Here is a 13,553-nt window from a genome sequence, read left to right on the forward strand (position 1 = left end):
CAGGACACTTGACCCAGTCTTACTAAGGGTTACCTAACTACCCTCTCGCCAGGCTCGCCACAGTCGTGCATACCGGCCACCGAGAGCCACCAGCTCCTCGTGCGTCCCTTCCTCCACCACCCGCCCCGCGTCCAGCACGGCGATCCGGTCCGCCGCCATCGCCTGGGTCAGCCGGTGCGCGACGAACAACGTGGTCCGGCCCGCACACGCGGCCAGCACGGCACGCTCCAGCTCCGCGGCACCCTCACTGCCGGCCTCGGCGGTCGACTCGTCGAGCACCACCACCGGCGCCCGGCCCAACACCAGCCGGGCCAGGGCGATCTGGGCGACCTTGGTGACGTCCAGGCGCTCTCCGCCCTCGCCGACCATGGTGTGCAGCCCCTCGGGCAGCGCCTCGACCCAGCCGTCGGCGCCGACCGTGCGCAACGCGCCCGCCAGCTCGGCGTCGGTCGCGTCCGGCGCGGCCAGCCGCAGGTCGTCGGCGAGCGGGCCGGAGAACACGTGCGTCTCCTGCGTCAGGATGCTCACCAGGGCCCGCGCCCCCGCCTCGTCCAGCTCGGCGAGGTCGTTCGGCCCGATGTGCACCGATCCCGCCTGCGGGGTCCCGATGCCCGCGATCAGCGCGGCCAGGGTCGACTTGCCCGCGCCCGTCGCCCCCACCAGGGCGAGCGAACCACCCGCCGGGATCGTCAGGGCGACGTCCTGGAGGACCGGATCCTCCGTATCGGGATAGGTGAACGTCAGCCCTCGCACCGTCACCGGGTACGGGGCGGCTTCCGCGGACGGGACGGTGGTGTCGCCCACCAGCCGGTCCTCCGCGGCCTCCCCCAGCACCCCGACCAGCCTGGTCAGGCTCGCGCCCGACTTCTGCGCCTCGTCGAAGGTGAACATGATGGCGCCCAGCGGGGTGAACAGCCGGTGGAACATGAGCGGGGCGGCCGACACCTCGCCCAGGGTGGCCGCGTCGGCCTCCAGCAGGGCGTATCCCACCACGAGGATGAGGACCAGCCCGATGAACTCGGCGCGGTTCTCCCTGCCGACGAACCGGCCGAAGAACCGGAACACCTCGATGCCCAGGTCCCTGACCCGCCAGGACTCACTGGTGACCTTCTCCCGGACCGCACCCTCCAGGCGGTACGCCCGGACCGTGTCGATCCCGTTCAGACCACTGATCAGCGCCTGCGCACGGTCGGCCTGGGCCGCCCGCTGCTTCCGGTAGAGGGGGGCGGAGCGGGGCAGGTACCAGCGCAGGGCCAGCGCGTACGCCGGCAGCGCGCCGGCGCCCGCCAGGCCGAGCCGCCAGTCCAGGCCGAACATGCCGACCGTGGCGATGGCGACCAGCACCCCCGCGGAGAACACGGTGGGAACGGCCGCCCGGATACCCCTGGACAGCACGGCGACGTCGTCGCCGACCCGGGAGAGCACGTCCCCCCGGCCGACCTGCTCGATCCGCGCGCTCGGCATCCCGAGCACCGCCCGGACGGCACCTTCGCGCAGCCGCGCGAGCAGATCCGCGCCCAGCCGTCCGATCAGGTACGTCGACATCGCGGTGGCCGCCGCGCCGAACACCGCGGCGGCCACCATCAACGCCCCGGCCATGACCAGGACCGCACGCGATTCGCCTTCGACCACCCCGTCGACCACCTGGCCGAGCAGGAGTACCGGGAGCACCTGGAGCGCCGCCCCGGCCACCGTGGTGAGCACGGTGGAGAACGTCAGCCACGGCACCTCACGGCAGTGCGCCCCGATCCATCCGAGGGCCTCGCCTCCGGTCGCCGTGCGCAGGGTCGCGGGGGCGGTCCGGGTGTCGGTGGTGCTCACACGCGGCCCAGGACGGGCCGGGGACGGGACAGGAGGACCGGCATCACCGGTCGACCGACCCGACGAGCTCGTCGATCGCGTAAGGCAGGGAGCGCGGGGTGCCCCGGGACATGGCCGCACCGACCGCCGGACCCCGCCACGGCGCGCTGAAGGGCTCCTTCTCGGCCTCGGTGCGTCCCACCGTCGGGGCGATCCTGGAGAGCTTGTCGTAGGCGGCCCGGCCGATCCCGGAGTGGACCGCGACGATCAGGTCCGGCCGCGGGGAGGCGATCTTCTCGTAGTCGGGGCCGGGGATCTCCGTGGTTCCGGACGCTCGCTCCACGGTGACCGGGAACGCGCCGTCGACGGCAGCCGGTGCCCCGCCTGCCTTCCCGTCCGCCGTGCCAGAACCACACTCCGTGAGGAGGCCGACGCCGAGGGCCGCGGCGGACACTGCCGCCGCCGGCCGCCGCCATGGCTTCGTACCCGTCGTCGTTCTATGGAGGAGCATCCGGAATCCCTTGCTCTCGCGCTGTCCGCTACGCCCTGGCCAGGGACGGCCGGACCTTGCCCCGCAGAAGTGAGGCCAGCCTAGCCTAACTTCCACAGTTCCCGTACGGAGAAACCTAGTTGGGCTTCGCGTGGGTGCGACCGACCGGCACGATGAACGGTCTGCCCCACCGGGTCGTCGATCACCTTGGCACGCGGCCCGAACGCCTCGTGCGGGACAGCCCTCAGCGAGCCGCGCTGCCCGTCTCCTCGACCCGACGGGCGTCCCCGGAGGCGGACTCGGCGCCCCGTTCGAGCAGCGAGTCCAGGATCTCGCCGACCCGGATCGCGGTGTTGGACAGCAGGGACGACGTGATGCCGTGCGTGTGCTCGGTGCCGCCCTGCAGATAGATGCCGCAGTGCAGGCCGGGGTCCGTCGCGATGCGGTAGTCGCGCTCGACGCGGACACGGCCCACGTCGTCACGGAGGCAGCGGTCCGCGACCTCGCCGAGGAGACCGAGCGGGTCCACGGGGCTGTAGCCGGTGGCGAACACCACGACATCGGCGTCCAGGTCGGTCTCCTCCCCCGTGACGAGGGACTTCACGGTGGCGCGGACCTTCTCCGCCGTCTCCTTGACACCGGCGAGCCGGGACACGTTGAGGAAGCGCAGTCGTTCGGTGCCGAGGACCTTCTCCTGGTACGCCTGGCGGTACAGGTCGTCGATGAGGTCGATGTCGACCACGGCGTAGTTGGTGTTGCCGTGATAGCCCATCAGCTTGCGCTTGATCTCGTCGGGTGCTGTGAAGTACTCGTCGACGGCGTCCGGGTCGAAAATCCGGTTGGCGAAGCCGCTGTCGTCCGCGGGGCTGTAGCCGTAGCGGGAGAAGACCGCGCAGACCTCGGCCTCGGGGAAGCGGCGGTGCAGGTAGGCGACGTTCTCGGCGGCGCTCTGACCGGCACCCACGACGACGAAGCGGGAGGGCGAGCCGTCCGCCAACCCGGCCACTCTCGACAGTAGTTCGGAGTTGTGCCAGACGCGGTCGCCGCGCTCCACCCCCTCGGGCATCAGGGGACGCAGCCCGGTGCCGATGACGAGGTTGCGGGCCCGGTGGACCACGAGCCCCTCCCCCGACCGGACCGTGACGTCCATGTACTCCACGGCTCCGTCGCGCACGACGGGCGTGACGCCGACGACCTCGTGACCGTAGGAGGCCATGCCGTCGACCTGGGCCGCGGCCCACTCGAAGTAGTCGTGGAACTCCACCCGCAGCGGGAAGAGGTTCTTGTGGTTGATGAAGTCGACCAGCCGGCCCTGACTCTTCAGGTAGCAGAGGAAACTGAACTCACTGGCCGGATTCCGGAGCGTCACCAGGTCCTTGAGGAAGGACACCTGCATGGTCGCGTCGTCGATCAGCATGCCGCGGTGCCAGCCGAACCGCGGCTGCTGCTCGAAGAACCGGGCAGTGACCGCCTCCCGCGTCCCGGCGCGTGCGTTGTGCTCGCTGATCGCGATCGCCATGGCCACGTTGGACGGCCCGAAGCCGATTCCAATGAGGTCGTGGACCAGTGGTGCGTCGCCAGGAAGATCCTGTGACATGTCACTCCCATCGTGCGGGGAAGCCGCCTGTCAGGCGTGGGGGAAGGTGCGAAAGACGGGCACGCCGACGGAGCGGCCCACTGCAATTTAGGTGAGCCTAAGCTAATCCCAAAGGGCTGTCGATAGGTCAGATACAGGCCACCACGTCGCCAAAAAGACGCCAACTACGCGCCTCCCCAACGCCGTTGCAAGCTAAGGCAAGCCTTGCTTTACTGACTCCGGTCAATCCCAACACTGAGGAGAACCCCATGCGGGTCGTCATGTTCGGTTACCAGACCTGGGGGCACCGCACCCTGCAAGCCCTGCTGGACTCCGAGCACGACGTGGTCCTGGTCGTGACCCACCCCAGGAGCGAGCACGCCTACGAGAAGATCTGGAGCGACTCCGTGGCCGACCTCGCCGAGGAACACGGCGTCCCCGTCCTGATCCGCAACCGCCCCGATGACGAGGAACTCTTCGAGCGCCTCGAAGAGGCCGACCCCGACATCATCGTCGCCAACAACTGGCGCACCTGGATCCCCCCGCGCGTCTTCGGCCTCCCCCGGCACGGCACCCTCAACGTCCACGATTCACTGCTGCCGAAATACGCCGGCTTCTCCCCACTGATCTGGGCCCTCATCAACGGGGAACCCGAAGTCGGCGTCACCGCGCACATGATGGACGACGAGCTCGACGCCGGCGACATCGTCCGCCAGGAAGCCGTCCCCGTCGCACCCACCGACACCGCCACCGACCTCTTCCACAAGACCGTCGACCTCATCGCCCCCGTCACCACCGGGGCACTCGCCCTCATCGCCGCCGGACAGACCGAATTCACCAAGCAGGACCGCTCCCGGGCGACGTTCTTCCACAAGCGCTCCGCCGAGGACATCCGCATCGACTGGAACTGGCCCGCCGAAGACCTCGAACGGCTCATCCGCGCGCAGTCCCACCCCTACCCCAGCGCCTACGCCTTCCACCGGGGCCGGCGCGTCGAGATCCTCGCCGCAGTCGTGTCCCGAGGACGCTACGGCGGAACCCCCGGCCGCATTTTCTACCGCGAGAACGACGGCGTGGTCATCGTCGCCGGAGCCGACGCCCGCACCGGCCTCAACCACGGCCTGGCCCTCACCCGCATACGCACCGAGGAGGGCCGCGAGCTGCCCGCCACGGAGTACTTCACCTCCATGGGCGGCTACCTCACCAGTCGCCCCTGAAGCGGCGGCCACGGTCGGGACTCCCCCGGAAGTCGCCCGTCGACGAGGGGCGGAGTGCGACGAGCACCGGCGTGCGGTCCGTGCAACGGGGAGACGCGGGCGTCGGGAACTGCCCCAGCATCCCCCGATCGCTCCCGGCGGCTCATTACCCCGGGGGTAATCGCCCCCTCTCCCCTTCCCGGGCAGGATCGAGCACATCGACGGGAACCCCCGCCGGGATCCGGCCACAGCCTCCAGGAGAGCGCCATGTCCGTCACACCCACCGACTCCATCGCAGGTTCCGTCGCCGAGGCCACCCGGGCCGTGGTGCGGGAGTTCCTCGCCGCCCGGCTGGCCGGGGACACCCAGCGGCTCGTCACGCTCTTCGCCGACGAGGTCGACTGGCTGCTCGCCGAGAACCCCGCCGTCCCGTGGATCCGCCCGCGGTCCACCGGCGCCGACTGCGCCGCCCAGTTCACGGAGCTGATGGAGCACTGCGTGCCCGAGGAGGCGCGGGCCTCCGTCGACACCTTCCTCGTCGACGGCACCGATGCGGTCCTGATGGGGCACGTGTCGGGGACCGTACGCGCGACGGGCAAGTCCTTCGAGGGTCCGTTCGCCCTGCACCTCACCGTCGAGGACGGCCGGATCACCCGGCACCACCTCTACGAGAACAGCCTGTCGATCGCCGAAGCCTGCACCGCGTGACGGCGCACACGGGAGCGAGCGCGCCGGCGCGTACCGGCGCAGAGACCGGAGAGCCGGCCCGCCCGGAACGGCTGGTCGGCGGTCACCGGCACGACCACCGGGAGAAGGCGCGAATCAGCGACCCCGCTCAGGACCGGGCGAGCGCGGCCTCCAGCTCCGTCCCGTCGGGCGGGTTGGCTCCGGCTCGCGCGACGGTCACGGCGGCGCTGGCCACCGCGTGGCGCAGCACATCGGTGACGGTGCCCCGGTCCAGGGCGCGCAGGCGCTGACGGCCGTCGGGGCCGAGCAGTCCGTGCAGGGCGAGGGCGTGCAGGGCGCCCGACATGAACGCGTCGCCCGCGCCGACCGTGTCCACGACCTCCGTGCGCAGCGCGTCGACCGTCACCTGCCCGCCGGGGAGGACGGCCAGGGCCCCGTCTCCCCCTCGGGTGAGGAGGACGACGGCCGGGCCGGTGGCGAGCCACCGCTCCGCGACCTGCTCCGCGGCCTCCCCCGGACACAGCCACGCCAGGTCCTCGTCGCTGGCCTTGACGACATCGCTCAGCGCGACACAGCGCTCGACCCTGCGTACGGCCTCGGCGTGGTCGCCCATAAGTGCCGGGCGCACATTGGGGTCGTAGCTGACGGTCACGGAGGCCCGCAGCGCCTCGACGCCGGCCAGGACGGACGCGGCGCCGGGCTCCATCACCGCGGCGACGGAGCCGATGTGGACGTGGTGCGGCTGCCGTTCAGGCGTCCCAGGGGCCAGCGTCCAGGTGATCTCGAAGGTGTACGCGGCCTGGCCGGCGTCGTCCAGGGTGACGGCGGCCAGGGGTGTGGGTGCGTTGGCCCCGTCGGTGCGGACCTCCACCCCGGCGGCTGCCAGATGGTCCCTGATCAGCCGCCCGTTGTCGTCCGGGCCGAGCTGGGTGAGCAGGGTCGCCCTCCGCCCGAGCCTGGCCAGCCCGTAGGCGACATTGGCCGGGCTGCCGCCCGGGTGGACCTGATCGGCCGCACCCGGCAGCCGGACGATGTCGGCGACGCATTCACCGATGACCAGCAGGTCGAGTGTGTCGAGCATGGGGGTGGGGCCTCCCGGTGTGCGGTGACGAGGGTGTCGTGGCAGGCTCTGCGGCCTCGGTAGGCATGGAGTCCGATCCCGCCGTGTACCCGACGAGTGTCCGTCACGTCGACGGCGGAGTCGCTCAGCACGGCGGCGGGACACCGCTCCCGCCCTGGAAGCGCGAGGAGCGCGCCGCCCCGGTGGGTGGCTCGCTCCTTCCGCCCCGCTCGCGAGGCAGCTGAGCAGCGCGTCCGGGACTCCCCCGCGCCCGTCCGCCAGGAGGTTGCTCTCACACGGGGATCTCGAAATGCACGGTGCCGACGCCGGGACCGTGCTCACCTGTGGGGCGGGCGTCGAACACTTCCTTGGCCAGGCTTCTCCAGAACGCTTCCGCGCCCTCGATATGGACGTTCGTATGGAGGTAGATCCTGTCGAATCCGGGCGTCCCCACGACGAAGTCGGTGGCCGCCTCCACCAGCGCCCCGGCCAGCCCCCTGCGACGGTGCGCCGGGGCCACGTACACGCGCACCAGTTGCGCCGTGGTCCCCGTGGAATACCGCTCGCTCAGCCAGAGGGGGTGCGGCGGATGGGCCGGGCCGCCGGAGCGGACCCCGGTCGTGGCGACCACCTCGCCGTCGCACTCCGCGACGAGGAGCGCATGCCGGGGGTCGTCGAGATACGTGCCGCGAAGGTCCATCACATCGCGGTGCCACGGGGGCACGTATCCGTATCCGAACTCCCGGTAGAAGGTGTCGAGCATGACACGTCGTGCGCCGTCGAGGTCGGAGACGGTCGCGTGACGCACCACGTAGCCACGGGGTACCGGCTGGTTCACTCAGGATCTCCTGCCGAGAGGATCGCGCCCGCGACGACGGTGGGAGTGCACGCGGACACGCCCCGTCCCCACCATGGCGCGTAGATGAAAACGATAATCAATACTAGCGAGGTGTGCGCTGCGTAACCAAACGCGCCACACCTCACCGGCCGACTCCTTCACCCGCCACGCCCATGGGGCGCGCGTCGCCGCGATCGGCGCCCCGTCTCCCCTCACGCGTACGGCTTCGCTCTCCGCCCGGCTGACGGGCTCGCCCCGCTCAGGTGGTCGTCAGAAACGGACGTGGCCCTGTGGCGGGTTCCGGGTGGGACCGAACGCTCCCGTACAGGCCTCCATCTCGCGCCGCTCCCGCCGTCGTCGCAGCCCTGCCAGGACCCCCAGCCATCCCACGGCCAGAGCCCCTGCCCCCGCCACCACCACGACGGTGGCGAGAGGGACCGGCGTCAGCAGGAGCAGCGCTGTCAGGGCGGCGGACCCCCAGCCGGCCAGCACAGCGGCGGCCACCGCCCGCCGTGAGTGCGGCCGGTCCTGGCCCGCCCGCAGATCGACGCAGGCGGGCAGGTACCAGACATTGCCTGCCAGGCAGACGACGGTGACTCCCAGTGCCAGAACAGCGTGGGACATCGGACGGCACTCTCCTCGGGACAGCCGTTCGGGGACGGCGGATCAGTGCTGGGTGGCGTGGTCGAGCGCGGCGATCTCCGGATGGTGCAGGTCGAAGGCCGGGGACTCGCTGCGGATGCGCGGAAGCGAGGTGAAGTTGTGCCGGGGAGGGGGACACGAGGTGGCCCACTCCAGCGAACGGCCGTACCCCCAGGGGTCGTCCACGTCCACCTTCTTCCCGTACTGGGCGGTCTTCCACACGTTGTAGAAGAAGGGCAGGAACGACAGGCCCAGCAGGAACGAGCCGATGGTGGAGACGGCGTTGAGCGCGGTGAAGCCGTCGGCTGCGAGATAGTCCGCGTAACGGCGGGGCATCCCTTCGGCCCCGAGCCAGTGCTGCACGAGGAACGTGAGGTGGAAACCGACGGTCAGCACCCAGAAGGTGATTTTCCCGAGGCGTTCGTCGAGCATCTTCCCGGTGAACTTGGGCCACCAGAAGTGGAATCCGGCGAACATCGCGTAGACGACGGTTCCGAAGAGTGTGTAGTGGAAGTGGGCGACCACGAAGTAGGAGTCGGAGACGTGGAAGTCCAGCGGCGGTGACGCCAGGATGACCCCGGTCAGACCACCGAAGAGAAAGGTGACCAGGAATCCCGTCGCCCACAGCATCGGCGTCTCGAAGGACAGCGATCCCTTCCACATCGTGCCGATCCAGTTGAAGAACTTCACGCCGGTCGGTACGGCGATCAGGAAGGTCATGAAGGCGAAGAAGGGCAGCAGCACACCTCCGGTGACGTACATGTGGTGGGCCCAGACGGTGACGGACAGGCCGGCGATGGACATCGTCGCCGCGATGAGGCCGACGTAGCCGAACATCGGCTTCCGGGAGAAGACCGGCACGATCTCGGAGACGATGCCGAAGAAGGGCAGTGCGAGGACGTAGACCTCGGGGTGGCCGAAGAACCAGAAGAGGTGCTGCCACAGCAGGGCACCTCCGTTGGCCGGGTCGAAGATGTGCGATCCGAACGTGCGGTCCATCTCCAGTGCGAGGAGCGCCGCGGCGAAGACCGGGAAGACCAGCAGGATGAGCAGCGCGGTCAGCAGCACGTTCCAGGTGAAGATCGGCATCCGGAACATGGTCATTCCGGGGGCACGCATGCAGATGATGGTGGTGATGAAGTTGACCGCCCCGAGTATGGACCCGAAGCCGGACAGCGCCACTCCCATGATCCACATGTCGGCGCCGACGCCCGGGGAATGCGTGGCGTCGGACAGCGGTGCGTAGGCGAACCATCCGAAGTCGGCGGCCCCCTGCGGGGTGAGGAATCCACCCGCGGCGATCAGGGAGCCGAAGAGGAACAGCCAGAAGGCCAGCATGTTCAGACGCGGAAAGGCCACGTCCGGCGCACCGATCTGCAGCGGCATCAGCCAGTTGGCGAACCCGGTGAACAAGGGCATCGCGAACAGCAGCAGCATCACCGAACCGTGCATCGTGAACGCCTGGTTGAACTGCTCGTTGGACAGGATCTGCGTACCTGGCCGGGCGAGTTCCGCGCGCATCGCGAGCGCCATCACACCGCCGATCAGGAAGAAGACGAAGGCGGAGACGAGATAGAGGCTGCCGATCTGCTTGTGGTCGGTCGTGGTGAGCCACGAGACGACGAGGCGTCCACGCGAGGAGCCACGGTCGCGCGGCGCCGCCGTGCCGGGGCCGGGGCGCGGACCCTGGAGGGCGGCCGGCTCCGTGCCGCCGGGGCTTTTGCCGAAGGGCGTGGGGCCTTGTGCGGGAGCGGCCTTGCTGCCCTGCGATTCCGTTGCTTCCACCGGACCGTGTCCTCCAACTCGTGCGGTTCTCCGACCGCACCCCGGCCCGTCCGCCCGGGGCGGAACGTCGGACGGGGATGCGGCCGGGAAGGTCCGCGATCACGCGGGGGACGGAGCCGACCTTCCCGGCCGCACCATGCTGGCCGCGGTCCGCGACGGTCTCCAGGGGCCGAGGGGCACCGCCGGACGGGGCCGAGGGACACCCTCGACAGGGGCTGGGAGGCACCTCCGGGCAGGGCCGACCGGCCCTGGTGCGCACGCCCTCGGCCTGAGTCGCCCCGGTGCGCGACGGGTGACGACGACCGTCCGGAGAGGATCGGGCCGGGCGCGGAGGCAGGTCCCGCACGGCGCGAGACACGTGTGCCCCGGCCCGCGGCGCACCTCAGCAGGTGTACGCGCAGGGGGCGCGGCCGGGCTCCGGCCGCCGGGGCACCGATACCGGAGACTGCCGTAAACTGACCGCCCGCGGGCCGGTCCCAGCCCGCGGTGAGCCGGTGAGCGACGACCCGGCCCCACGACACACGGCCCCGGAGAGCGCGCCCCGATGACAGACGCTGCATGCCCGGAACCGCCGCCCTCCCCCGCCCCGGATTCAGCGGTACCCCGATGCCCCGCCGCTGACACCGGCGCCGGCCCGGGTGCGGGTCCCGGAGGCTGGCCGCAGCCCAGCAGGCCGGACCGCATGCGCGGCCTGCTGGACGCCGTGATGAGCCTGGGACGCGGGCTGGAGCTGGCGGAGGTGCTGCGCGGCATCGTCGAAGCGGCGGTGACACTGACCGACGCGGAGTACGGGGCGCTCGGCATCGTCGGCGACGATCAGACGCTGCTGGAGTTCCTGACGGTCGGCATGTCGGACGAGCTGACCGCCGGGATCGGGCAGACACCGTGCGGGCGGGGCATCCTCGGTGAGCTGATCCACCACCCGGAACCGCTGCGGCTCACCGATCTGAGCAGCCATCCGCACAGCTACGGCTTCCCGCCCCACCATCCGCCGATGCACAGCTTCCTCGGTGTCCCGGTGCGGGTGCGCGACCAGGTGTTCGGCAATCTGTACCTCACCGAGAAGCGCGGCGGACAGGGCTTCGACGCCGACGACGAGGCGCTCCTGACCACTCTGTCGATCGCCGCGGGGGTCGCCATCGACAACGCCCGGATGTACGAGGAGAGCCGTCGGCGGGAACAACGGCTGGAGGCGCTGGGCGAGATCACCCGCGCCCTGCTCTCGGGGACGGACGCCGACGAGGTGCTGCACCTGGTCGCCGAGCGGGCGATGGAGGTCGCGGGCGCCGACCGGGCCGCCGTCCTGCTGCCGCCGTCGCTTCCGGACGCCCTCCCCCTGTCGGACGTCGCGAAGGCCCCGGCAGAACTCGCCCGCCTCACCGTCGCCGTCGCGCACGGCCGGGACGCCGACCGGGTACGGGGTTTGTCCGTCCCGGCGCTGGGGTCGCTGGCCGGTCTCGCCGCCCGTACGGGAACGCCGGTGCACTGCGCCGACGTCCGCACGGATCCCCGGGCGCACCCGCTCGGCGACGGTGCCGAGGAGGGCCTGGGGCCGGTGGTCGCCGTGCCGCTGCGGGTGGGCACCGGAGCCATGGGCGCGTTGCGGCTGGGGCGCCCGGCGGGCCGTCCCTCGTTCGACGACACCGAGGTCTCACTCGTCTCCGGCTTCGCCGATCAGGCCGCCATCGCCCTGGAACTGGCGCGCGGGCAGGCGAAGTCCGAGGAGCTCGCAATCATGCACGACCGGGACCGGATCGCCCGCGATCTGCACGACCTGGCGATCCAGCGCCTGTTCGCGACCGGAATGACGCTGCAGAGCACCACCCGGGCCATCGCGGACCGCCCGGAGGCGGCCGAACGGGTCAGGCGCGCGGTCGACGACCTGGACACGACGATACGGATCGTCCGGTCGACCATCTTCGATCTGCGCACGGACGGCTCGAGCCACGGGGGGCTGCGGCACCGGATCGCGGAAACGGCCCGGACGACGGCCCGTGCGCTCGGCTTCCGGCCCTCCGTACGCATAGACGGGCCGGTGGACTCCGTGGTCCCGGACGACCTGGCGGAGCACGTCGCGGCGGTCGCCGCCGAGGCGGTGTCCAACGCGTCCCGCCACGCCGGTGCGAGCCGTATCGACATCGCGCTCCGCGCCGACGACGCGGTGACTCTGACGGTTACGGACGACGGCATCGGGCCGGGCACGGGCACCCATACGGGCGGGCGGAGGGCCCAGCGCGGCGGAGGTCTGGCCAACATGCGTGAGCGGGCCGAGTTGTGCGGCGGCACTCTGACCGTCGAGGAGTCCGCCGGCGGAGGCACCCGGATCACCTGGCGCGCCCCGCTCGACTGAAACCGCCGGGCCGGTCCGCGCGTGACCCGTCCGCCCCGCGGCCGGCGCGGTCAGCGTCCCTGGCCCGGGAACTGCCCCTGCCGTTCCCGGATCCGGCCGGCGAGCATCGCGGCCTGGATGCGGCGGCCGACGCCCAGTTTGGCGAGGATCCCGGAGATGCGGTTCTTGACGGTCTTCTCGGCCAGGAAGAGACGCTCGGCGATCTCCCGGTTGGTCAGCCCTTCACCGATGAGATCCAGGATCTGACGCTCCCTGGGGGTGAGCCTGTCCAGCTCCGAGGACTCGGCGGCGGGCGGATTCCGGGGGCCTCGGAGTCTCGCCATCACCCGGGCGGTCGTACGCGGGTCCAGCATGGACGTGCCGGACGCCACCGTGTGCACGGCGGCGACGAGATCGGCCCCGTTGATCTGCTTCAGCACATAGCCCGCGGCTCCGGCCATGATGGCGTCGAACAGCGCCTCGTCGTCGTCGAACGAGGTCAGCATCAGGCAGGCCAGTTCGGGCATCCGGGCGCGCAGTTCCCGGCACACCTCGATACCGGCGTGGTCGCCGCCCGTGTCCTCGCCGAGCCGTACGTCCAGCACGGCGACCTGCGGCCGTGCGGCCGGGACACGGGCGAGCGCCTCCCGGGCGTCGGCGGCCTCACCGACGACGTCGATGCCGCCGTCGGCCTCCAGCAGATCGCGTACGCCGCGTCGTACGACCTCGTGGTCGTCGAGGATGAAGACACGCACCGGGGAGGCGGGCTGTGACGGGTGCGTGCTCGTCGGGGACTGCGAGGAATCGTCGTTCACAGATGCTCGATCGGTCGGGAATCGGGGCGGACGGCACCAGTATGCGGTCGCTCGCGAAGGGGGCCGCGGCAGGGTGCCAGGGCACGTCCAGCCATCTTCCGCAAGGGGCCGAAAGGCCCTGTGACCAGGGCCGGTCAGCAGGAGGAACGCGGTGCCATACTGACGCGGCCCGCACCTCCCACGTCCGTGGTCCACGGACGCCCTCGTGCGGTCGAGGCCCGTCCCGTAGCCCCCCGGCCGTCGGACGAGGCGACCGTGCCGCGGGATTCCGTGGCCGTCGTACGTCCGCCGGGGAACGACCCGCAACCCCGCCGTGCCGTCCCGAGGAGTCACCT

10 protein-coding genes and 1 pseudogene are annotated in these 13,553 nt (G+C 71.1%); 3 read left to right on the forward strand and 8 right to left on the reverse strand.

Going from position 1 to position 13,553, the window contains the following annotated elements:
- Positions 1-33 precede the first annotated feature (33 nt).
- The 3 genes and pseudogenes from AB0F38_RS08030 to AB0F38_RS08040 form a co-directional block, all read right to left on the reverse strand.
- A complete protein-coding gene (locus tag AB0F38_RS08030; RefSeq protein ID WP_361888421.1) occupies positions 34-1,821 on the reverse strand; it encodes an ABC transporter ATP-binding protein in 1,788 nt (595 codons plus the stop codon).
- A 133-nt stretch (positions 1,822-1,954) separates the two neighbouring features.
- A pseudogene (locus AB0F38_RS08035) lies at positions 1,955-2,311 on the reverse strand (iron-siderophore ABC transporter substrate-binding protein); the annotation flags it as partial.
- 223 nt (positions 2,312-2,534) lie between these two features.
- On the reverse strand, positions 2,535-3,887 hold the full coding sequence (locus AB0F38_RS08040; RefSeq protein WP_361888423.1) for a lysine N(6)-hydroxylase/L-ornithine N(5)-oxygenase family protein: 1,353 nt from the start codon (positions 3,885-3,887) through the stop codon (positions 2,535-2,537).
- Between the two features lie 248 nt (positions 3,888-4,135).
- On the opposite strand from AB0F38_RS08040, the gene AB0F38_RS08045 reads away from it, so the two are divergent.
- Both AB0F38_RS08045 and AB0F38_RS08050 read left to right on the forward strand, forming a co-directional pair.
- Complete coding sequence (locus tag AB0F38_RS08045) at positions 4,136-5,083, forward strand: methionyl-tRNA formyltransferase (RefSeq protein WP_361888426.1); 948 nt, start codon at positions 4,136-4,138, stop codon at positions 5,081-5,083.
- Positions 5,084-5,329: 246 nt separating this feature from the next.
- Positions 5,330-5,770: a nuclear transport factor 2 family protein gene (locus AB0F38_RS08050; RefSeq protein ID WP_361888429.1), complete on the forward strand. Its 441-nt coding sequence runs from the start codon at positions 5,330-5,332 to the stop codon at positions 5,768-5,770.
- A 127-nt stretch (positions 5,771-5,897) separates the two neighbouring features.
- On the opposite strand, the gene AB0F38_RS08055 is transcribed toward AB0F38_RS08050, so the two are convergent.
- From AB0F38_RS08055 to ctaD, 4 genes are all read right to left on the reverse strand, one after another.
- The gene (locus AB0F38_RS08055) at positions 5,898-6,830 is read right to left on the reverse strand and encodes a carbohydrate kinase (RefSeq protein WP_361888432.1); all 933 of its coding nucleotides are present in this window, start codon (positions 6,828-6,830) and stop codon (positions 5,898-5,900) included.
- A 271-nt stretch (positions 6,831-7,101) separates the two neighbouring features.
- Entirely contained in the window at positions 7,102-7,647 is a 546-nt protein-coding gene (locus AB0F38_RS08060; protein ID WP_361888434.1) for a GNAT family N-acetyltransferase, read from the reverse strand.
- Between the two features lie 270 nt (positions 7,648-7,917).
- On the reverse strand, positions 7,918-8,271 hold the full coding sequence (locus AB0F38_RS08065; protein ID WP_361888437.1) for a hypothetical protein: 354 nt from the start codon (positions 8,269-8,271) through the stop codon (positions 7,918-7,920).
- Between the two features lie 42 nt (positions 8,272-8,313).
- Positions 8,314-10,074: a cytochrome c oxidase subunit I gene (gene ctaD / locus AB0F38_RS08070; RefSeq protein ID WP_361888440.1), complete on the reverse strand. Its 1,761-nt coding sequence runs from the start codon at positions 10,072-10,074 to the stop codon at positions 8,314-8,316.
- Positions 10,075-10,756: 682 nt separating this feature from the next.
- Between ctaD and AB0F38_RS08075 the strand changes: the two genes are divergently transcribed.
- Positions 10,757-12,424, forward strand: a complete 1,668-nt coding sequence (locus tag AB0F38_RS08075) for a GAF domain-containing protein (RefSeq protein ID WP_361888443.1) — start codon at positions 10,757-10,759, stop codon at positions 12,422-12,424.
- Positions 12,425-12,474: 50 nt separating this feature from the next.
- On the opposite strand, the gene AB0F38_RS08080 is transcribed toward AB0F38_RS08075, so the two are convergent.
- On the reverse strand, positions 12,475-13,218 hold the full coding sequence (locus tag AB0F38_RS08080; RefSeq protein ID WP_361888445.1) for a response regulator transcription factor: 744 nt from the start codon (positions 13,216-13,218) through the stop codon (positions 12,475-12,477).
- Between the last annotated feature and the right edge of the window lie 335 nt (positions 13,219-13,553).

This window comes from Streptomyces sp. NPDC025273, from assembly GCF_040638585.1.
GTDB classification, from domain to species: Bacteria; Actinomycetota; Actinomycetes; order Streptomycetales; family Streptomycetaceae; genus Streptomyces; species Streptomyces cinereorectus.